The organism is Candidatus Merdisoma sp. JLR.KK011, assembly GCF_036941125.1.
Taxonomy (GTDB): Bacteria; Bacillota; Clostridia; order Lachnospirales; family Lachnospiraceae; genus Laedolimicola.
This window is the reverse complement of record NZ_JAYWSZ010000003.1, coordinates 2,211,703-2,230,368: the sequence shown is the minus strand read 5'-3', so window position 1 is coordinate 2,230,368 and position 18,666 is coordinate 2,211,703. Positions and strand designations below refer to the sequence as shown.

Here is an 18,666-nt window from a genome sequence, read left to right as displayed (position 1 = left end):
CTGATTGTATGTAAAGGAGAATTTATGGGCAGCGAGAAAATCACAGAGGACATTACCACCACGACACCGGCTAAGGACGCTCCCGCACTGGTGAAGAAGATTGGCCGGACTACCTACATTGTGAGGGTTCATTTCAGTAAGACCAGCAGGGAAACCATGAGCGACAAAATCAAGCGTATGCTGAAAAATGAGATACAGCAGATGTAAAAACGATAATAGAAACAGGCCGGGAATCAGAAATGCGCTGGCTCCCGGCTTGTAAAATCAGGAGGTTTATGGTAGTATGGAGATACGAAAACAGAAGGAAAGCAGGTGGGAAGATTGACAGTGACGGAACAGATAGACCAGAAACATCAGGAAGATTTACAGAGGCTAAGAGGCTTTCGCCTGCTTGATGATGATTTCCTCACAAAGTGTTTTGAGGGAGATACGGCAAGCATAGAACTGGTATTGCAGATTGTTCTGGAAAAACCGGATTTAAAGGTGCTGGACGTCCGCACCCAGGTATTTGTGGAGAACCTGCTGAACCGTTCAGTGAGGTTGGATATTCTGGCTACAGACAGCACAGGGGCAAAACTGAACGTGGAGGTACAGCGCTCCGACAAAGGAGCCGGGAGAAAAAGGGCAAGGTACAACAGCAGCATGATGGACGCAAACCTTTTGAAGAAAGGCGAAGACTTTGACAAGCTGCCGGAAACGTGGGTAATCTTTATCACAGAGAATGACGTAATGGGAAAAGGGCTGCCGCTTTATCCGATTGAGCGGTGCTTTTTAGGAACCGGGGAAAGATTTGAGGACGGTTCGCACATACTGTATGTAAATGGCGCTTACCGCAGCGATACGCCAATCGGGAAGTTAATGCATGACTTCTCCTGCACAGACGCAGCGGATATGTACTATGGGACACTGGCGGACAGGGTGAGATTTTTCAAAGAGAGCAAGGAGGGAATCGAGATTATGTGCCGTGCTATGGAAGATATGAGGAATCAGACATTGAAAGAGGGAATGAAAGAAGTTGCGCTCCGTATGTTGGCGGCTGGCAAATATGCTTTAGAGGAAATCGTTAATATTTCAGGGCTTTCTCTTGAGGAAGTCAAACAACTGAAAGCTGATAGAAGCGCATAGGCAGAGTTATAGAGCCGGGAAACTAAAAATGGTTTTCCGGTTCAATTTAAAAGAATTAACTTTTTTTAGATTATTATAAAAAGGGATACTAATATTACAACTGTTTTTTGTAAATAGAATGGAGTACAAGATGAACCAAATAGATATTATAGAATATGAAGAAGGTATTAAGCAATTAGTAAAATATGCAGTAGAGAAAAAGCTCATTCCTGTATTTGGTGCAGGATTTACTGCTGGATGTCAATCTATCAATGGAATTGTTCCTAATGGGAAAAGGGCTACAGAAAATATGTGTGACATGATATTAAATTCTGGCTCATGCCCATTACGGGAATGTGAGATTAAAGAAATGGATTTTTCTGAAATTTCAGATTTGTTTTTTGAGTATGTATCTCGCGATGAGCGTGCAACATATTTTGAGAATTTTTATACGGGTGTTGTTTTGTTTCAACACCAAGTAGATTTTTTGACAAAGATAAATTGGCCGTATGCATATACTCTTAATGTAGATGATGGGATAGAGAAAAACTCGGATTTTAATCCTACATTACCTTATCATAAATTTCGGCGTCCAAAGACATCTAAAAGAATACTGTATAAATTACATGGTGATGCAGAATACGAAAGCAAATATATAGACAAAATACAAGATAATATAGTTTTTAGTCAAAGCCAGTATTTGCAAGCGATAACAAGTGAAGATAATACAGATATTTATAAAGCATTGCTTGCTGATTATGCACAAGAGCATTTACTATTTATTGGTTGTAGCTTACAGGAAGAAAGAGATTTACAATTTGTTTATGATAAGAGTAAAAGTAGCCAAAAAGATGCATACAGAATTGTATTGCGAAATGAAATCCCCTCTTCACAAGAACAGCGCAATTTAAAGAAACATGGTATAAATGAAATAATACTCGTTGAAAACTATGAGAACTTTTATACAGACTTTTTGTTGGCATATCAGGAATATCAAACAGAAAACAAAGAAAAAATATATAAACATATAAATCCGGAAATCACCATTAAAACTGGAAAAAAAGAATCTTTAGAGTTGATTTCAAATGCAAATATATTTAACGCAGAAGCCAATGTCTTTTTGAAAGGAGCATTGCATATTTTTCGGAATGCATTGCGTAATATACAACGTGAATTAAACGCATCATCGTTTGTGCTGTTAAAAGGTCGTCGTTTTAGTGGTAAAACGTATGTATTGTGTAGTTTAGCAGAATATTATAAGAAAAGGGATGTTTTCTATTTCCCTTCCGAATCATTTGCCGATGAAGAAGTAGTTGAATTAGTATTATCATCCCAAAAGAATAGCCTATTTCTGTTTGATAGTAATTCTATTTCACCTGATGTGTATGCATTAATAATAAAATCAAGTATTGCGTTAAAGGAAAACAATAATTATTTAGTAATTGCTATAAATTCTAATGATAATTACCTTCTAACAAAGTTAAATTGTAATGTTGTGGAATTAAAGAATCAATTCTATGGTGATGAACTTTCTATGAGCGAAAAAGCACAAGATTCATTTGGGCTTGCTAGAAGAAAGTATGGACAAACTAATATTGATTATTTATATGTATTAAGAAAAGACCAAAATCTTAATATACCATTTGCACCTGCTAAAATGTTAAAATTATTGTCAAAGGAACGAAGTGTACTTATAGCATTATGTGCATTGGATAAATTATACTATTCAGATTTGATAGCACTTGATTTGAACCGCCAAGAGATTGAAAATATGTGTAGAAAACTTTCACCTTTTGTTGAAATGATTCCTACTTCAGAAGATGAAGTTACTAGGCACTCAACAACAAAAATGGTTCATAATAGTAAGATAGCAATAGTAGAATTGCTGAAACGATTTCAGATAAAAGAAATATCAGATAGTATTTTTACGATTGTTAAGAAATACAAATCAGATTACTCACGTAGACGTTTATATATTGATGTTATCCTTTTTGATACTTTGAATCAGATTTTCTCTGGAAATGATAATTCAAAAATACTTATTTATACTATTTATGAAAATCTGCAATCATTACTTGAAAATGATTTGCATTATTGGCTGCAACGTGCAAAGAGTATATATAGAACGCAAAATGGACTTGAGAATTATGAAGAGGCTTATACTTATGCAAAAAAAGCTTATATAGATGGTGATGATGCTCTATCTACAAAGGCAGCACTTACCACTGCTTTAATTTCATGTGCGATTGCTGAATATAAGCAGGAAAAAGAAAAATTGGGTTATTATGTGGAAAGTGTTTATTTAGCATATGAAGCTGTTTTTTCAGAGTATTTTCACCGTTACCCTACGTATTTGAATTTGGAGCTACCAGTAGGGAAAAATACAATGAGTGAACGTAGAATTACAGAGGCTTGTAAATATGTAAAATCATATTCTGTGCAATCATCTGACATAGAGAAAAGTAATGAATTATTAAAATACTTTGAGAAGAAATGAAAGCACTTTTAAAAACTAACAATAGGTTGGGAATCTAAAAAATAGGTTCCCAGCTCTTTTTTTGTCCTAAATTGTAAATTTTCTGTGAATATGATTAAAAAGTCCTTTACAAAACGTCACTGGCAAGACCGCGAAAAGCATTTTAATTAGCTGTGGCGCACGTTTGGCACCCTTCGACGTTGCGGAGCTTCGGGAGATTATGAGCTATGACGAGCTGGGGCTGGACACCCTTGGGGATGAAAGGACGGCCCTTTTCTTCCTTATCAGCGACACCGACACCACCTACAACTTTATCGTGGCCCTTGCCTTCTCGCAGATGTTCAACCTTCTGTGCGAGCGGGCCGACAGCAGGTACGGGGGCCGCCTGCCCCACCATGTACGGGTACTCTGGGACGAGGCGGCCAACACCGGGCAGGTGCCGGGGCTGGAAAAGCTGGTGGCCGTCATCCGGTCAAGGGAAGTGAGCCTGACTTTGTTCTACCAGGCCATGAGCCAGTGCAAGGCGCTTTATAAGGACAACGCCGAGACCATCATGGGGAACATGGATTCCATTGTGTTCCTCGGGGGCCGGGAGGCCTCCACCCTGAAAGACATTTCCGAGAACTGGCTGGGGAAGGCGACCATCTCCATGCAGACGGACAGCCGCACAAGGGGCCAGTCGGAAAGCTACGGGCTCAACACCCAGAGGCTGGGCCGGGAGCTCCTTACCACGAGCGAGATCACCACCATGCCCGGGGACAGGTGCCTGCTACAGCTTAGGGGGCTGCCCCCGTTCTTCTCGCCAAAGTATGACTTGAAGCAGCACCCCAACTACCGCTATACAGCGGAACATGACAGCAAACGGAACGCCTTCCGCCTGGAACGCCTTATCTCCCGGCGACTGAGACTGAAGCCGCAGGAGGAATACACGGTGTACGAGGCGGACGCCTCCGACGAGGACGCTGACATCCTCAACTATGAGGACCTGGACAGCGAGGACGGTTCCGTCTGACTGACAGACGGCTTCGGGCCAACTTGGCCCGGGGCACGCTGCCGCCTGAAAGGGCGGCTTTTTGTTACCCAAAACCCACAATCATTCATCAAAACGGAGGAAAACCATATGGCATTTTTCGCAAGCGCAATCGACACTTTGAAGGTACTGGTCATGGCTATCGGCTGCGGCCTGGGAGCGTGGGGGATCGTGAACCTGCTGGAAGGCTACGGGGCGGACAACCCGGCCAGCAATGCTCATGTACGGTAAAGAAGCAAGCAACCGAAAACAAGAGATAGACCGCCAGCACCACACTATTCCGAACAAAAGAACTAAAGACCAAAAGACAAGCACCGTGGAAATGTGTATAACTTGCTATTCCGTCATGGAAAAGTCCGTTCACAGAACATGGAAAAGCTAAAGTGCAGCTTTCCCACATTCTGCAAACGGACTTTCCCACAACTCCATAAGACAGCAAGTTATGCACATTCCCACAGTGCCGACTACTACGGAATCCCTCTTTATCTCCACACAGATTATTTCTTTTATGGCATATTCCAACTTGCGTCAATAGAATAAATAAGCTGGATTATTTTTTCCTTTGGGGTAGAAAAATTATTCTTAATCCAAAGTGAGATTATTGAGAGGCAGCCTTGAATATGATATGTCGCCATATAGAGCATTTCTTCTGAAACGGAAGATATATTTTCTTCTTGCATCCATATTTCAAGATATTTTTCTTCGATGATGTCATACATATGCTCTTGAAATTTGTGGTCAATTCCCTTTCCGAAAAAAAGCAAACGGCTTAGGGCAGGATTTTCATAAATATAATCAATAATGGAATTATAAATATTTTCGTAATGACCTGCTGGATTATCGTTAATAAATTTAGTGAACTCAGATATAGCGTCATGTTCCATTTGCTCATATAAGTCATACACATCATGGTAGTGCGAATAAAAAGTAGCTCTATGTATGTCTGCCTTGTTGACTAATTCCTGTACTGTAATTTTTTGAAGTTCCTTATCAAGCATTGCGTCAGCAAGAGCAGACTGTAATGCTTTTATTGTCTTTTTGACCCGCCTATCATGTTTATTCATAGTTTTCTCCTTTAAACAACAGTTTCGAGCGGCAGTGTCGTTTAGGCAACAATTATAGATAAAATTGAAGATAGAAAAACGACACATGTTATAGTATACTGCTTGTTGTACGGATATGTCAATCTGAATACTATAAAATTCCAAGGCAATGGAGGTAACCATGACACAAAAACAAATTGAACGCAAATCGCTGATAGTAAGCTGCATTGTAAACTTAATAATGGCAATAGGTGGGTTTTGGATTTTTTCGATAACAAATATTCAAGCTCTGTTTTTAGACTGTTCCTTTTCAATGATTGCTTCCTGCTCTTGTTTGGCAGCATTGGAAATTTCAAAAATTAGTAATAAAAAGACAAAGAATTACCCGGACGGTCTTTATTTTTTAGAGCCATTATATTCTATTTTTAGAACTTTATTAACATTGGTGCTGCTGTTTTCTTCTGTTGCTCGTACTGCAAAAGCAGCATGGGGGTATTTTGCATATGGCGTTGGAACCCCTTTGATGATTGAACCTGTAATTCCTTATGAGATACTTATGTGTATCATATGTTTTGGGCTGTCTTTTTTTAACAGAAGCCAGAGCCGTAAAACTAATGATTCCAGTACACTTTTAGCAACAGAATCGAAAGGAAATTTTATCGACGGCATATTATCTTTGGGCGTAGCACTGTCTGCGTTCTTGATAAAACTGATAGATATTAACGGAAGTTTGGGTTTTCTTCATTATACTGGAGATTTTTTCATTACGACAATCATAGTCTTGCCTGCAATAAAAGAACCAATAAGTGTTTTCATATCTTCTTTCCGCGAATTGTCAGGAGGGTTGACAACGAATCAGGAACTAAAAAGAACAGTTTTCCAATTTGTAGAAAAGAATCTTAGCGGTATTATGACATTGCAAAAATGTGACATATATAAAATTGGTATGCACATAAAAGTTTGCATTTATATTACCAATAATATTGATTATAAAAAAATACAAACTGTCAAAAGGAATATCTTGAAAGATATATGTCCTATTTACGAAAATGCTGAAATTGTTTTTTGTGAATGGTAAAATGTGATACCGGGAGAAGATAATTAAAGTAGCGAAACGAGTTAAGACCTGCGCATAGAGTTGTTGTTACTTTGAATTATAAACAAGCAACCGTAAACCATGCACCGCCCTATGTGGGAGAAAGGGGGAATCATCTATGCCTTGCACAGAAGCATACAAGGAACATATCATGTATACGTTCAATGGCTTTTGCAAGACCGTCATACGCTTTGCGGCACTCAACGCATGGCGTGACAGGAGCAGACGGCGGCAAAAAGAAATATCCCTTGAATACCTCACAGAAGAAAAGTTTTACCCTTTAGGCACGACAGACGAATATTTTGAAGCACCCTATGAAGAATATCCCATTACGATATGCGGTCAGACAGTTATCCTCACCAATGGGGAACTTGCCGCCGCCCTGTTATCTCTGCCGGAAAGAAAGCGGGAAATTATTTTCCTTTACTTTTTCGGAGATTATACACAACAGGAAATCGGGGAAATGTACGGACGCTGCCGGAGTACGGCGTGGCATCACATACACAGTGCCTTGCAAATGCTGCATAAAGAAATGGAGGTGCTTTTCCGTGAGGAATCCTAAACTTGTGCCGTATGAAACGATTGTCCGGGCGACCAGCGGCGAGCCGGAAGCCATTGACGAGGTTTTGCGGCATTACAGCAAGCGAATCCGGCTTGCTTCCCTTGAAAACGGACACGTCAACAAGGACACCGAGGACAATATCAAACGGCGGCTTATCGCTGCCCTGTTCCAGTTCCGCTTTGACGGACAGCCTACCTAACAGGAGGTGAGATTTGTCGCAAAAATAGTCATGCTTATATTTAATGACACAGAAGAAAAAGCGGTTGAGAAAGCCATAGCCGCCCTTGCGGATATGATACCGCTGGAAGCCATGCAGCCGCCCCACTCCCCGGCACTTACTTTTCCGGGATTGGAAATAAAATTGCACCAACGCCGAGTATTAAAAAACGGCACAGACATTCCCCTCACCCGTTTAGAGTACGGCGCACTCTGCTACCTTGCCGCCAGTCCGGGGCGGGTATTCACAAAGGCGCAAATCTTTGAAGCCGTGTGGAGCATGGAAAGCGAAAGCTGCCAGTCAAGCGTGTCAAATGTGATATGCAATCTACGGAAAAAGATAGAGCCGGACAGCGGCAAGCCCACTTACATAAAAACCGTTTTAGGCGTGGGCTACAAGTTTGCTTCCGGGGAATGATAACAGAATAACCGCCGCCCATCAGCGGCAGCCAAAGACAGGAAATCAAGAAAAGGTTTCCTGTTTTTTTGCGCCCAAAACCAAGCCGGATTTTGCACCGTAATAAAATAATTCAACTACTTTCTGAAAACATTGCCTAAATTTCCTTTTTTCCCGTAGTAGGTAATAAGGGGAAAAATAATTGCCGGAAAGTTTGGCGTTTTTTGAAACTGTCCGTATATCACTACAAAACGGAACTGATTTCAAGCCAAAAAAGGCTTCCAGTTTTCCGTTTTTGTCAAATGCTGTTGTGAAAACACGAAAAGAAATTCCGGGGAACTTTGCCAGATTTGCCTTGCCGTGCGTAGTAAGTAATAGAGGGAGAAATACCGCCGCATAATTGGCAGAATCCACGCCGAGCAAGCCGGGGGTATCAGCAAAAGCCCACACAGAGGAAGCCGCCACTTTCTTAGAGCAAGATTCTACCACAGTACCAAATTTCGCCTACCGGCTCATTTTGTCCTGCGGGAATCTTGTTGGGGTTGCCACCCCAAGCCCGCCTTTTTGCGGCTTGCGCCGCTTGAAAAAATCCACCCACGAAAGGAGGTTCACAGCCATGAAAAAATATAACACGCCCCACCGCCATAGGGTAATCAAGACACGCTTAACCGAGGAAGAATACGCCGAGTTTGCCGAGCGTGTCACCCTCTGCAAAATGAGCCAAGCCGAATTTATCCGGCAAGCCCTCATTAAGTCAAGCATACGCCCGGTTATCACCGTTTCCCCGGTCAATGATGAATTGCTCTCTGCCGTTGGGAAGCTAACCGCCGAGTACGGGAAAATCGGCGGCAACTTGAATCAGATTGCCCGCTGTCTGAACGAGTACGGCGCACCTTATAACGCACTCTCAAAAGAGGTACAAGCCGCCATAGCGGAGCTTGCCGCCTTGAAGTTTGAAGTCTTGCAGAAAGTAGGTGAAGCCGTTGGCAACGTTCAAACATATCAGCTCTAAAAATGCCGACTATGGGGCGGCTGAACAGTACCTAACTTTTGAGCATGACGAGTTTACTATGAAGCCCACTCTTGATAAAAATGGGCGGCTTCTTCCCCGTGACGATTACCGCATAGCTTCCCTTAATTGCGGCGGGGAAGATTTCGCCATAGCGTGTATGCGCTCCAATCTTCGATACGGCAAGAACCAAAAGCGGGAGGACGTAAAGAGCCACCATTACATTATCAGTTTTGACCCCCGTGACGCTGCCGACAATGGGCTATCCGTAGACCGGGCGCAACAGTTAGGCGAGCAGTTCTGTAAAGAGCATTTCCCCGGACACCAAGCCCTTGTATGCACCCACCCGGACGGGCATAACCACAGCGGCAATATCCATGTGCATATCGTAATCAATTCTTTACGGATTGCGGAAGTGCCGCTGCTTCCCTACATGGAAAGACCAGCGGACACAAGGGAGGGCTGCAAGCACCGCTGTACGGACGCAGCTATGGAATATTTCAAAGCGGAAGTCATGGAGATGTGCCACCGGGAAAACCTCTATCAGATTGACCTGCTGAACGGGAGCAAGAACCGCATTACCGAGCGTGAGTATTGGGCGAAGCGGAAAGGACAAGCCGCACTGGATAAAGAGAACGCTTCCCTTGCCGCCACAGGAGAGCCGCCCAAACTTACGAAATTTGAAACGGACAAGGAGAAGTTACGGCGCACGATCCGCACCGCCCTGTCCTCTGCTGTTTCCTTTGAGGACTTTTCCGGGAAGCTGTTACAGCAAGGCGTGACCGTTAAGGAGAGCCGGGGGAGGTTATCGTATCTCACGCCGGACAGGACAAAGCCAATCACCGCCCGGAAATTGGGTGATGATTTTGACCGTGCCGCCGTACTGGAAGCACTCACCCTAAACACGCAGAACGCCGCCAGAGCCGCCGAAACACCCGCACCCAAAGAGGAATACCCCCGCAGCATAAAAGACCGTTTACAGCGCAATAAAGCCGCTATAAATGCCCCGAAGAATGACGGAGTACAGCGCATGGTAGACATAGCCGCCAAGAGAGCCGAGGGCAAGGGGAAAGGCTACGAGAAGTGGGCGACTTTGCACAATCTGAAGCAAATGGCGGCGACCATGAGCGTATACGAGGAATCCGGCTTTTCTTCCCCGGAAGAACTGGAAGCCGCCCTTACCGCCGCCAGTGCGGGACTGAACAGCGTCCACGCCGAACTGAAAACCGTGGAAAGCACTTTACGGGAGAAAAAAGACTTGCAGAAACAGCTATTAGCGTACATCAAGACCAAGCCAGCCCGTGACGGACTTAAAGCGCAGAAAACGGAGAAAGCCCGGAGAGCCTACCGGGAGCAGCATGAAAGCGAGTTTATCATTTCTGAATCTGCCGCCCGGTATTTCAAGGCACAGGGAATCTCCAAGCTGCCAGCGTCCAAGACATTACAAGCGGAGATTGAGCAGCTTACACGGGAGAAGAACACGCTTTACAACGAGTACCGGGAGAAGCGGGAAAAAACAAAGGAATTACAGACAATCAAGGGAAATATCGAGCAGATTTTGAGGGGCGCACCGAGCCAGCAGAAAAAGCATGAACAGGAGCGATAATAAAACAGCCACAGGAGGTAGCACAATGAGATTTATGAACAGCGAGCTTGAAATGATTTACCAGTACGCCGCACCCACCAAAGCGGAAACCATAGGCGGCATGAAAGAAACCGTACCCGTGATTAAAGACCTTTTGACAAGGGTAATCATGGAGAACGCAATAGAAAAGCTGCAAAAGATACCAGAGCCGGAGTGCAGCCAGTTCATAGCCGACAACAAAGCCCGTTTCCTTGCGGGGCATGAAAACTCTATCCGGCGGCGGCTTGCGGAAGCAAAGGCACAGACGAAACAGCCGATAATGCAGGGGCATGACTTGACGGGCATGGAGCGTTTTCTCCCCGAAACCCGCCACATGATTGTCCTTGACGTAAAGACCAGCGACAGCCCCGTGGGATTTCCGGGGGAACGCCACCGCTATTTCCTCTCTGATGAGGACTATAAGAACGCAAGAGCCAGCGAGGGGCGGGGAGAAATCAAGATAAAGAGCCATGCCGCCGTAGCCGCCGGGAGGCTGTACCCGGACAGGAAGCCGGAAAGGGAGCGTTAAAGGCATGGGCGCAAAAACACCATACATGGACTACCGCCAGTACCGGGCGGCGTGTCGGCTTGTGCATGAGTGCTGCAACTACGATAACGGCAACTGTATCTTGCTGGATAACGGCGAGCCTTGCGTATGTGTACAGAGTATCAGCTATTCCCTCTTGTGCCGCTGGTTCATTGCCGCCGTGCTGCCGCTGGACGGGAAACTGGAAGCCGCCCTGCTCCACCGGGCAGACAGGAAACGCTGTACCGAGTGCGGCGGGTATTTTCTCCCTAAGTCCAACCGGGGGAAATACTGCCCGGATTGCGCCGGACGCATGAAAAGAATCAGAGCCACACAGCGCAAGCGGAAACAGAGGGATAAATGTCACGCTTTAGGATATTCCAAACCCCCGTAAATCAAGGCTTTTTTGACCGCCCTCAACGGGTAGGCGGTACATTTATCCTTTACCCCCACAAAAGCCGCTTTAATTGCGTAACAGAAGCCACAGAACAGACCAAAGGAGGAACGAATGGCAGACAACCGCAAATATTATTACCTAAAGCTGAAAGAGAGCTATTTTGACGAGGACGCTATCGTGCTGCTGGAAAGTATGCAGGACGGTATGCTCTACTCAAACATTCTCTTGAAGCTGTACCTAAAATCACTGAAAAACGGGGGAAAGCTCCAGCTTGCCGAAAATATCCCCTACACCGCACAGATGATAGCCACAATCACCCGCCAGCAAGTCGGCACAGTGGAGAGGGCTTTGCAGATTTTTATGAAACTGGGGCTTGTAGAACCGTTGCAGAACGGGGCTTTATACATGAGCAACATTGAGCTTTTAATCGGTCAGTCCTCTACCGAGGGGGAGCGCAAACGCCGGGCAAGGCGGGCTTTGCAGGAACAGAAAGCCTTGCCGGAAGCCGTGGCGGACAAACGTCCACCATATGGGGCGGACATTTGTCCACCAGAGATAGAGATAGAGAAAGAGATAGATATAGAGTTAGAGATAAAGAGAGAGGGAGAGATAAAAACAGGACAGACAGCCCCCGCCCCTTTTGGCAGATATGAAAATGTATTCCTGTCAGAAAAAGAGCTTGCGGAGCTGCAAGAGGAACTTCCCGGCAAATGGGAGTATTACATAGACCGCCTATCCGGCTATATCGCTTCCAGCGGGAAGAAATACAAGAACCATGCCGCCACTATCCGGCGTTGGGCGGCTGATGACAGGGCAAAGGGGAAGCCGAAAAAGGGAATCCCCGATTATTCCTACAAAGAGGGCGAGAGCCTTTGACCGCATAGACACAACGCCCCGTAAACAGGGCGTAAAAGACCATGAACAAGGAGGAACGATTTTATGAGTGATTATGATAACGCTATTTTCCGGCTTGCCACGGCACAGGAAACAGAGCCGGAGGACTACATAGGCGAGGACGGGCTTTTATACTGCGGGAAATGCCGCCAGCCCAAAGAAGCCTACTTTCCGGAGGGCAAGACCCTTTTCGGACGTGACCGACACCCACGGGCGTGTGACTGCAAGCGGAAAATCCTTGACGAACAGCAAGCCGCCGAGGATATACGCAGACATTTTGACACGGTTGAACGGCTGAAACGGAAAGGCTTCACCGACCCGGCTATGCGGGAATGGAATTTTGACAATGACAACGGGAAATGCCCGCAAATGGAATTTGCCCGTGAATATGTGGAGCAATGGGGGCATATGAAAGCGGAGAACCACGGGCTGCTGTTATGGGGGAATGTCGGCACGGGCAAGAGCTTTTTTGCCGGGTGTATCGCCAATGCCCTTATGAAACTGGAAGTGCCTGTCTGCATGACAAATTTTGCCCTTATCCTCAATGACCTTGCCGCCAATTTCAAGGACAGGAACGAATACATAGCCCGCCTTTGCAGCTTCCACCTGCTTATCCTTGACGATTTCGGCATGGAGCGTGGCACGGAATACGGTTTAGAGCAAGTCTATAACGTGATTGACAGCCGATACCGCAGCCAAAAGCCGCTGATTGTCACAACGAATTTGACGCTGGAAGAATTGCAGAACCCGGAGGACACCGCCCACGCCCGGATATATGACCGCCTTACGGAAATGTGTACCCCCGTCCGCATTACCGGGGAGAATTTCAGAAAAGCCAAAGCACGGGAGAAAATAGAACGCCTTAAAAAGCTGCTGAACGGAAAGGAGATTTGCCTATGACCGACACCACGAAGAAAGACCGCCCCACCCGCCGCCCGGATTGTGTGACCGAGGTACGCCGGGGGAACACCGTCCTTGTGGTTTCCGGCTACTTCAAGCAAGGCACTACCGCCACCGCCGCCGACAAGATGATGAAAGTGCTGGAAGCCGAAAGCGCAGCCGGGGAAAGAGCCGCCCACGTTATATAATGCGATAAACCTTGATAAAAAAACGTGATATTTTTCGACATAAAGTAGCAAAAAGGACTGTACAGCAAGCCCCGCCCTATGGTATAATAGACCTACGGAATAGTGGGGCTGGCTGTCGGAAACGGAGGACATTATGCCAAGACAGACCACCCAACAACTCATTACCGCCCTTTATCCGAGATTGTCGCACGAGGACGAGCTTTCCGGGGAATCCAATTCCATAAGCAACCAGAAGCGGATTCTGGAAGCCTACGCAAAACAGAACGGCTTTTCCAACCTCAAATGGTACACGGACGACGGATTCTCCGGGGCAAACTTCCAAAGACCCGGCTTCCAGTCCATGCTTGCCGACATTGAAGCGGGGCTTGTGGGAACGGTTATCGTAAAGGATATGTCACGGTTAGGGCGAAACTACTTACAAGTGGGAATGTACACGGAAATGATTTTCCCACAGAAAAACGTCCGTTTTATTGCTATCAATGACGGCGTTGACAGCGCACAGGGCGAAAATGATTTTGCCCCTTTGCGAAATATTTTTAACGAATGGCTGGTGAGGGATACGAGCAAGAAAATCCGGGCGGTAAAACGCTCAAAAGGCATGAGTGGGAAGCCTGTCACAAGCAAGCCCGTGTATGGCTACCTCATGGACGAGGACGAAAATTTCATCATTGACGAAGAAGCCGCCCCCGTGGTAAAGCAGATTTACAGCCTTTGCCTTGCCGGGAACGGACCGACCAAGATAGCCCGTATGCTTACGGAACAGGAAATCCCTACGCCGGGAACGCTGGAATACCGCCGGACAGGGAGAACCCGCCGCTACCACCCCGGCTATGAGTGCAAATGGGCGGCGAACACCGTGGTGCATATCCTTGAAAACCGGGAATACACGGGCTGCCTTGTGAACTTCAAGACCACCACCCAATCCTACAAGTGCAGCAAGATTATCTACAACAGCGAGGACAAACAGGCAATCTTTGAGAATCACCACGAGCAGATAATCGACAAGGACACATGGGAGCGTGTGCAGGAGCTACGCAAGCAGCGCAAACGCCCCAACCGCTATGATGAAGTGGGCTTGTTCTCCGGCATACTGTTTTGTGCGGATTGCGGCAGCGTCATGTACCAGCAGAGGTATCAGACGGACAAACGGCGGCAGGACTGCTATATATGCGGCAGCTACAAGAAGCGCACGGCAGACTGTACAGCGCACTTTATCCGCACCGACCTGTTGACCGCCGGAGTGACCGAGAATTTACGGAAAGTCACCAGCTACGCAGCCAAGCACGAAGCCCGGTTTATGAAGCTGTTGACCGAGCAGACCGAGGACGGGAGCAAACGCCGGAACGCCGCCAAGAAGAAAGAGCTGGAAGCGGCAGAAAAACGGATTGCGGAACTTTCCGCTATCTTCAAGCGGCTGTATGAGGACAGCGTGACCGGGCGCATATCAGACGAGCGTTTCACGGAGCTTTCGGCAGACTACGAAGCCGAGCAAAAGGAACTGAAAGAGAAAGCCGCCGCCTTGCAGAGCGAGCTTTCCAAGACGCTGGAAGCCACGGCAAACGCTGAAAAGTTTATGAAAGTGGTACGCAAGTACACCAGCTTTGAGGAACTCACCCCTACCCTGTTGCGGGAGTTTGTGGAGAAAATCATAATCCACGAATCGGAAGCCCTTGACGGGAAACGCCGGGGGAAGCTCCGCAGACAGGAAATCGAAATCTATTACTCTTTTGTCGGCAAGGTAGAATTGCCCGACTAAAGCCCGACCCGTCCGGCAGTCAGCCGGATAGGGAACGGCAAAATTTTTTACACTTCTTTTACTTCTTTATCTCACATGAGCAAAAAGCCAGGGCATGAAGCAGGTCATGGCTAATTAGAGGTAATCAAAAGAGGAAAGGAAAAGCACAATCCAGACGGAACCGGCGATACCGTCAAGAAATATTTGTGAGTTAGCAAGAAACCTGATATAATGGGGGCAAGCGCCCATCCGGGGCAGAAAGGCAGGGAGAAACATGCACATCAGCTACAAACCGCTCTGGCACACACTGATAGAGCGCAACATGAGGAAAGAAGATTTAAGGCTTGCCGCTGGCCTGACCACAAATATGATTGCCAACATGGGCAAAGAAGGGAAACATATCAGCATGGACACACTTGCCCGTATTTGTGAAACACTGGATTGTGGCATTATGGACGTGATTGAGCTGGCCAGTGACGAGCCTTCCGCCACAGGAGGGAACGATAATGGAAAAACTGAAAGAAAGAATCACAGAGAACGGCATTGATTATATTCTGGCAGGTGATTACTATATCCCGGACTTGAAGCTGCCGGAGGAGAACCGCCCCATCGGACGCTATGGGAGGCTGCACCGGGAATATCTCAAACAGGAGCATCCGGCACGGTACAGTTCCCTTATTTTGACCGGGACATTATGGATATACCTTGCCGACCTGAACGAGCAGGCGGAAGAACGGCTTAACTTAATCATTGAGCAGATGAAAGCCGCCGAAGGAGTGACCGAGGAACTGAAAGCCCGGAACCAGCTTGAATGGGTAGGCCGGATGAACAATATCCGCAACCGGGCAGAGGAAATCATAAACAGTGAGTTGATTTATATTTGATTGGATGTGGAAAGACCAGCCGACTACCCGGCTGGTCTTTCTAACCTTCCCTGCGCTCCAATACCGCCCGAATCATGGCAACGGCGATTTCCTGCTGGCTGGGCGACGTGCTTTCCCACAGCTCTGCCAGCTCCCGTATCTTGCTGACCTCATTATCTTCCAGCGCATCCCGCAGCAGATAATCAGGGGAGATTTTCAGTGCGTTGCAGATATTGATAAATACGGGCAGACTGGGAACCTTTATCCCGCCTTCAATCTGCCGGAGGTAAGTTGCGTTGATATTGCACAGCTCCGAGAGCCTGTCCGCCGTGAATCCCCGGTCTTTCCTCACCATGTTGATACGTTTGCCTAATCCTTTACCTTCCATAATGCCACCCATTTCATAAGCTATTAGCATTTATTTTGTACACTTTTAGACTACATCACACTTAGGGATTGCAATAGATTCTAAAAGACTATATAATATTAGCTAGTAGACTATAAACTATGAAAGGGGAACAACAGAATGGAACTGAACTATTTTAGGGACAGGCTTTTTGATTTACTAAACGACAGTGAAGGGATGGGGATTGTTGACCTGAACGCAGATGAGCGGAACAGCCTGCTCACTGTCAGGACAGAGGACGGGAATGTATTTGAAATCGTATGCCGACAGGCAGCGGGGAAGGAGGACGGATGGACGACCGCAAACTGACTGTATGCTATGGACGTGGCAATTACAAGCAATCTCCGCCGCAGATTCTTTTACAAGGTAAGTGGCTGGAACAGGCTGGATTCTCCGCAGGGGACAAAATCACCGTGAAATGCCAGCAGGGGCAGCTTATCATCACAAAAAACGGAACAAGAGCAGATTCAACAGAATAATGTTTATGATACAATGATTTTTTCGGAAAATCTATTCCCTCTGGAAAGTGACTGCGGTATAATGAAGCTATCGACAAATCGGAATAGGGAGGTAAATTTATATGAGTGATTTTGCTATTCGTTTTCTTAATAGTGAAGGGGAACCTATTACACAAGAAACTGTAGACAAACTGGTGTGCAAAATTCGGGAAAATCATTGTAGGTCTGCATGGTTAGCTTTGGATGAATATGGCGAAGAGGATTTTCTATCTGTAGATATTGAGAATGATTGGGCGGCTCTGGCTTTTAACACATATGGTGAAGATGAAGAGGCTCATATGTATATGCCTGTCAATTCCGAATATGGTACATCCAAAGAGGACGCTCCTGTAAATATCAGCGGACAGACTCCAGTTCTCAAGCGAAATGCGCTCAATGATTTGAATCTGGTTGCTGAATGTGTTCTCCATTTTGCTAAAACAGGAGAGCTGTATCCAAAGTTGAAGTGGGAGGAAGTAGCGTAAAAAACACAACTTCCAGTTTGTGCGCTTAAAAATTGAATAAGAACCACCCAAAATGCCGTTGCATGGAAAAATCCCAAGCAACGGCATTTCCTTATCTCCGTTTCATTCTGCTCAACGGTGAATCCTTATATGCCGGAGTTTTCTTCATAACATTTTTCAGAACCGTGCGCTCCTGCTCCGACAGCTTCTCATACCGGATTTGTAGCTGCGTACACATCAGGGCAGTGAACACATCCAGATAGGAACCCGGCACGGCCAGCGCCTTCTTTGCGTCCTTGATTAGCTTCATGCCATTGGAGCCGTCCGGCGCACTATCCGTATCATTCTTGTGCGTTTCCCTTATGGCATGGAGGATAGTGTCCCAAGTCCGGTGCGTGACCTGACAGAAATAATCTTCTTCCTGTACCTGCATAGCTTCCAACGCCTTTAACGCAGCATCTTCCTCCACCGGCTGATATTGGGAAAGGACTTGCCCCCGCAGGACTTCCAGAAGGCTGTTGAAGTTTTGGAAGTGGGCGGTTGCCACACCATCTACATAAATTTCCGTGTCCGTCATCAGGGTAATAAAATCCTCATGTGTGGCAATCTCACACAGCAGCCGGTTGTTGATACGCCCGCTTTTCAACAGCTCCACCATGCTGTCACTCAAATGCAGCTCCGTAAGTTCCATGCCCGGATGGTTCCGGTTCTCTGTCAAGCAGAGCAGGTAATCCGTTGACACACCGTAAAACTTTGCCAGCTCCACAAGGTTTTTGTGGCTGATTTCCTTTAGTTCGTCATTCTCATAGCTTCCCAAGGCTGATTTGGAAATCCCCGTAACCGCCGCCAGTTCCTCTAATTTTAAATGCCGCTCCGTCCTTAAATCCTTTAACCGCTCCTGAACCGTTATCCCCTGTTTCATGGCTTCCTGCTCCTTTCCAGCGGCCAGCTTTTGCCGCCATCCCCATTGTACCACATATCCATGCCGGGCGCATTTCCCTTTGTGATTCTTTTCAAAGGCGCAAAATGCGCTTTTGATTTGCCCGGATTTTCAGAAGTGCAAAATGCACATCTGATTTTTGCACCCGTCCAGCAGGAAGCCTTTTCCGCAATCGTGGAATTTTTCAGATTTTGGGCTTCATTCCTGATTCGTGGACATACGGCACATGGTACAAAAATGTCATATGATATAGGCAGTTCATCGATGGATTATTCCAATCGAATGACCGGCCTGTATGG

25 protein-coding genes and 1 pseudogene are annotated in these 18,666 nt (G+C 46.3%); 22 read left to right on the top strand and 4 right to left on the bottom strand.

The genetic code is table 11. The annotated features are described in order from the left end of the window. Window positions 1-24 precede the first annotated feature (24 nt). From VV089_RS12025 to VV089_RS12005, 5 genes and pseudogenes are all read left to right on the top strand, one after another. Window positions 25-207: a transposon-encoded TnpW family protein gene (locus VV089_RS12025; protein ID WP_016289088.1), complete on the top strand. Its 183-nt coding sequence runs from the start codon at window positions 25-27 to the stop codon at window positions 205-207. Between the two features lie 114 nt (window positions 208-321). Continuing rightward, window positions 322-1,125, top strand: coding sequence for a PD-(D/E)XK nuclease family transposase (locus tag VV089_RS12020; protein WP_334336257.1), 804 nt, complete (start codon window positions 322-324; stop codon window positions 1,123-1,125). Window positions 1,126-1,255: 130 nt separating this feature from the next. Continuing rightward, window positions 1,256-3,601 (top strand): SIR2 family protein, encoded by a 2,346-nt coding sequence (locus VV089_RS12015; RefSeq protein ID WP_334336014.1) that lies wholly within the window; start codon window positions 1,256-1,258, stop codon window positions 3,599-3,601. 118 nt (window positions 3,602-3,719) lie between these two features. Next, a pseudogene (locus VV089_RS12010) lies at window positions 3,720-4,592 on the top strand (VirD4-like conjugal transfer protein, CD1115 family); the annotation flags it as partial. 108 nt (window positions 4,593-4,700) lie between these two features. Beyond that, complete coding sequence (locus tag VV089_RS12005) at window positions 4,701-4,841, top strand: Maff2 family mobile element protein (protein WP_442891526.1); 141 nt, start codon at window positions 4,701-4,703, stop codon at window positions 4,839-4,841. Window positions 4,842-5,116: 275 nt separating this feature from the next. Here the strand turns inward: VV089_RS12005 and VV089_RS12000 are convergent, their stop codons facing one another. Further along, window positions 5,117-5,674, bottom strand: coding sequence for a TetR/AcrR family transcriptional regulator (locus tag VV089_RS12000; protein WP_016292402.1), 558 nt, complete (start codon window positions 5,672-5,674; stop codon window positions 5,117-5,119). Window positions 5,675-5,834: 160 nt separating this feature from the next. Here VV089_RS12000 and VV089_RS11995 point away from each other — a divergent pair, with 160 nt between their 5' ends. The 4 genes from VV089_RS11995 (at window position 5,835) to VV089_RS11980 (ending at window position 7,945) form a co-directional block, all read left to right on the top strand. Next, on the top strand, window positions 5,835-6,731 hold the full coding sequence (locus VV089_RS11995; RefSeq protein ID WP_016289762.1) for a cation transporter: 897 nt from the start codon (window positions 5,835-5,837) through the stop codon (window positions 6,729-6,731). A 136-nt stretch (window positions 6,732-6,867) separates the two neighbouring features. Beyond that, window positions 6,868-7,311: an RNA polymerase sigma factor gene (locus VV089_RS11990; protein WP_016292401.1), complete on the top strand. Its 444-nt coding sequence runs from the start codon at window positions 6,868-6,870 to the stop codon at window positions 7,309-7,311. Next, window positions 7,298-7,510: a helix-turn-helix domain-containing protein gene (locus VV089_RS11985; RefSeq protein WP_016289764.1), complete on the top strand. Its 213-nt coding sequence runs from the start codon at window positions 7,298-7,300 to the stop codon at window positions 7,508-7,510. Before VV089_RS11990 ends, VV089_RS11985 begins: the two co-directional genes overlap by 14 nt. A gap of 30 nt (window positions 7,511-7,540) precedes the next feature. Next, window positions 7,541-7,945, top strand: coding sequence for a winged helix-turn-helix domain-containing protein (locus VV089_RS11980; RefSeq protein ID WP_016289765.1), 405 nt, complete (start codon window positions 7,541-7,543; stop codon window positions 7,943-7,945). A gap of 45 nt (window positions 7,946-7,990) precedes the next feature. Here the strand turns inward: VV089_RS11980 and VV089_RS11975 are convergent, their stop codons facing one another. Next, window positions 7,991-8,413, bottom strand: coding sequence for a hypothetical protein (locus VV089_RS11975; protein WP_125129105.1), 423 nt, complete (start codon window positions 8,411-8,413; stop codon window positions 7,991-7,993). A gap of 127 nt (window positions 8,414-8,540) precedes the next feature. Between VV089_RS11975 and VV089_RS11970 the strand changes: the two genes are divergently transcribed. The 10 genes from VV089_RS11970 (at window position 8,541) to VV089_RS11925 (ending at window position 16,081) form a co-directional block, all read left to right on the top strand. Then, entirely contained in the window at window positions 8,541-8,936 is a 396-nt protein-coding gene (locus VV089_RS11970; RefSeq protein WP_016283895.1) for a plasmid mobilization protein, read from the top strand. Beyond that, window positions 8,908-10,539, top strand: coding sequence for a relaxase/mobilization nuclease domain-containing protein (locus tag VV089_RS11965; protein ID WP_016283896.1), 1,632 nt, complete (start codon window positions 8,908-8,910; stop codon window positions 10,537-10,539). Before VV089_RS11970 ends, VV089_RS11965 begins: the two co-directional genes overlap by 29 nt. A 25-nt stretch (window positions 10,540-10,564) precedes the next feature. After that, window positions 10,565-11,086 carry a DUF5720 family protein gene (locus tag VV089_RS11960; RefSeq protein WP_334336013.1) on the top strand — a complete coding sequence of 174 codons (522 nt, stop codon included), beginning with the start codon at window positions 10,565-10,567 and terminating at the stop codon, window positions 11,084-11,086. 4 nt (window positions 11,087-11,090) lie between these two features. Continuing rightward, window positions 11,091-11,477, top strand: coding sequence for a cysteine-rich VLP domain-containing protein (locus VV089_RS11955; RefSeq protein ID WP_016227617.1), 387 nt, complete (start codon window positions 11,091-11,093; stop codon window positions 11,475-11,477). Window positions 11,478-11,591: 114 nt separating this feature from the next. Further along, a complete protein-coding gene (locus VV089_RS11950; protein WP_016227618.1) occupies window positions 11,592-12,356 on the top strand; it encodes a phage replisome organizer N-terminal domain-containing protein in 765 nt (254 codons plus the stop codon). Between the two features lie 63 nt (window positions 12,357-12,419). After that, window positions 12,420-13,274, top strand: a complete 855-nt coding sequence (locus VV089_RS11945; protein ID WP_334336012.1) for an ATP-binding protein — start codon at window positions 12,420-12,422, stop codon at window positions 13,272-13,274. Then, window positions 13,271-13,462, top strand: a complete 192-nt coding sequence (locus VV089_RS11940) for a transposon-encoded TnpW family protein (protein ID WP_334336011.1) — start codon at window positions 13,271-13,273, stop codon at window positions 13,460-13,462. Before VV089_RS11945 ends, VV089_RS11940 begins: the two co-directional genes overlap by 4 nt. Window positions 13,463-13,595: 133 nt before the next feature. Continuing rightward, a complete protein-coding gene (locus VV089_RS11935) occupies window positions 13,596-15,218 on the top strand; it encodes a recombinase family protein (RefSeq protein ID WP_334336010.1) in 1,623 nt (540 codons plus the stop codon). Window positions 15,219-15,471: 253 nt separating this feature from the next. Then, window positions 15,472-15,744 (top strand): helix-turn-helix domain-containing protein, encoded by a 273-nt coding sequence (locus VV089_RS11930; RefSeq protein ID WP_004060877.1) that lies wholly within the window; start codon window positions 15,472-15,474, stop codon window positions 15,742-15,744. Further along, window positions 15,704-16,081 carry a TnpV protein gene (locus VV089_RS11925; RefSeq protein WP_103242552.1) on the top strand — a complete coding sequence of 126 codons (378 nt, stop codon included), beginning with the start codon at window positions 15,704-15,706 and terminating at the stop codon, window positions 16,079-16,081. The genes VV089_RS11930 and VV089_RS11925 overlap by 41 nt, the downstream gene beginning before the upstream one ends. Window positions 16,082-16,121: 40 nt before the next feature. Here the strand turns inward: VV089_RS11925 and VV089_RS11920 are convergent, their stop codons facing one another. After that, entirely contained in the window at window positions 16,122-16,448 is a 327-nt protein-coding gene (locus tag VV089_RS11920; RefSeq protein WP_103242553.1) for a helix-turn-helix domain-containing protein, read from the bottom strand. Window positions 16,449-16,586: 138 nt separating this feature from the next. Here VV089_RS11920 and VV089_RS11915 point away from each other — a divergent pair, with 138 nt between their 5' ends. The 3 genes from VV089_RS11915 to VV089_RS11905 all read left to right on the top strand — a co-directional run bounded on the left by VV089_RS11915 (window position 16,587) and on the right by VV089_RS11905 (window position 17,448). After that, the gene (locus VV089_RS11915; RefSeq protein WP_103242554.1) at window positions 16,587-16,775 is read left to right on the top strand and encodes a hypothetical protein; all 189 of its coding nucleotides are present in this window, start codon (window positions 16,587-16,589) and stop codon (window positions 16,773-16,775) included. Further along, window positions 16,757-16,945, top strand: a complete 189-nt coding sequence (locus VV089_RS11910; protein ID WP_016292393.1) for a SymE family type I addiction module toxin — start codon at window positions 16,757-16,759, stop codon at window positions 16,943-16,945. The genes VV089_RS11915 and VV089_RS11910 overlap by 19 nt, the downstream gene beginning before the upstream one ends. 101 nt (window positions 16,946-17,046) lie before the next feature. Then, on the top strand, window positions 17,047-17,448 hold the full coding sequence (locus VV089_RS11905) for a hypothetical protein (protein ID WP_103242556.1): 402 nt from the start codon (window positions 17,047-17,049) through the stop codon (window positions 17,446-17,448). A 91-nt stretch (window positions 17,449-17,539) separates the two neighbouring features. Here VV089_RS11905 and VV089_RS11900 read toward each other — a convergent pair whose 3' ends face one another. Then, complete coding sequence (locus VV089_RS11900) at window positions 17,540-18,349, bottom strand: helix-turn-helix domain-containing protein (RefSeq protein WP_103242557.1); 810 nt, start codon at window positions 18,347-18,349, stop codon at window positions 17,540-17,542. Window positions 18,350-18,666: the final 317 nt, after the last annotated feature.

What these genes read in the sequence shown, in the direction of transcription:
- VV089_RS12015 (WP_334336014.1), top strand. Translation starts at nt 1,256, where the DNA reads ATGAACCAAATAGATATTATAGAATATGAAGAAGGTATTAAGCAATTA.
- VV089_RS11955 (WP_016227617.1), top strand. Translation starts at nt 11,091, where the DNA reads ATGGGCGCAAAAACACCATACATGGACTACCGCCAGTACCGGGCGGCG.
- VV089_RS11910 (WP_016292393.1), top strand. Translation starts at nt 16,757, where the DNA reads ATGGACGACCGCAAACTGACTGTATGCTATGGACGTGGCAATTACAAG.
- VV089_RS11990 (WP_016292401.1), top strand. Translation starts at nt 6,868, where the DNA reads ATGCCTTGCACAGAAGCATACAAGGAACATATCATGTATACGTTCAAT.
- VV089_RS11925 (WP_103242552.1), top strand. Translation starts at nt 15,704, where the DNA reads ATGGAAAAACTGAAAGAAAGAATCACAGAGAACGGCATTGATTATATT.
- VV089_RS11960 (WP_334336013.1), top strand. Translation starts at nt 10,565, where the DNA reads ATGAGATTTATGAACAGCGAGCTTGAAATGATTTACCAGTACGCCGCA.
- VV089_RS11980 (WP_016289765.1), top strand. Translation starts at nt 7,541, where the DNA reads ATGCTTATATTTAATGACACAGAAGAAAAAGCGGTTGAGAAAGCCATA.
- VV089_RS12005 (WP_442891526.1), top strand. Translation starts at nt 4,701, where the DNA reads ATGGCATTTTTCGCAAGCGCAATCGACACTTTGAAGGTACTGGTCATG.
- VV089_RS12025 (WP_016289088.1), top strand. Translation starts at nt 25, where the DNA reads ATGGGCAGCGAGAAAATCACAGAGGACATTACCACCACGACACCGGCT.
- VV089_RS11945 (WP_334336012.1), top strand. Translation starts at nt 12,420, where the DNA reads ATGAGTGATTATGATAACGCTATTTTCCGGCTTGCCACGGCACAGGAA.
- VV089_RS11940 (WP_334336011.1), top strand. Translation starts at nt 13,271, where the DNA reads ATGACCGACACCACGAAGAAAGACCGCCCCACCCGCCGCCCGGATTGT.
- VV089_RS12000 (WP_016292402.1), bottom strand. Translation starts at nt 5,674, where the DNA reads ATGAATAAACATGATAGGCGGGTCAAAAAGACAATAAAAGCATTACAG.
- VV089_RS11905 (WP_103242556.1), top strand. Translation starts at nt 17,047, where the DNA reads ATGAGTGATTTTGCTATTCGTTTTCTTAATAGTGAAGGGGAACCTATT.
- VV089_RS11970 (WP_016283895.1), top strand. Translation starts at nt 8,541, where the DNA reads ATGAAAAAATATAACACGCCCCACCGCCATAGGGTAATCAAGACACGC.
- VV089_RS11930 (WP_004060877.1), top strand. Translation starts at nt 15,472, where the DNA reads ATGCACATCAGCTACAAACCGCTCTGGCACACACTGATAGAGCGCAAC.
- VV089_RS11935 (WP_334336010.1), top strand. Translation starts at nt 13,596, where the DNA reads ATGCCAAGACAGACCACCCAACAACTCATTACCGCCCTTTATCCGAGA.
- VV089_RS11995 (WP_016289762.1), top strand. Translation starts at nt 5,835, where the DNA reads ATGACACAAAAACAAATTGAACGCAAATCGCTGATAGTAAGCTGCATT.
- VV089_RS11920 (WP_103242553.1), bottom strand. Translation starts at nt 16,448, where the DNA reads ATGGAAGGTAAAGGATTAGGCAAACGTATCAACATGGTGAGGAAAGAC.
- VV089_RS11900 (WP_103242557.1), bottom strand. Translation starts at nt 18,349, where the DNA reads ATGAAACAGGGGATAACGGTTCAGGAGCGGTTAAAGGATTTAAGGACG.
- VV089_RS11915 (WP_103242554.1), top strand. Translation starts at nt 16,587, where the DNA reads ATGGAACTGAACTATTTTAGGGACAGGCTTTTTGATTTACTAAACGAC.
- VV089_RS11950 (WP_016227618.1), top strand. Translation starts at nt 11,592, where the DNA reads ATGGCAGACAACCGCAAATATTATTACCTAAAGCTGAAAGAGAGCTAT.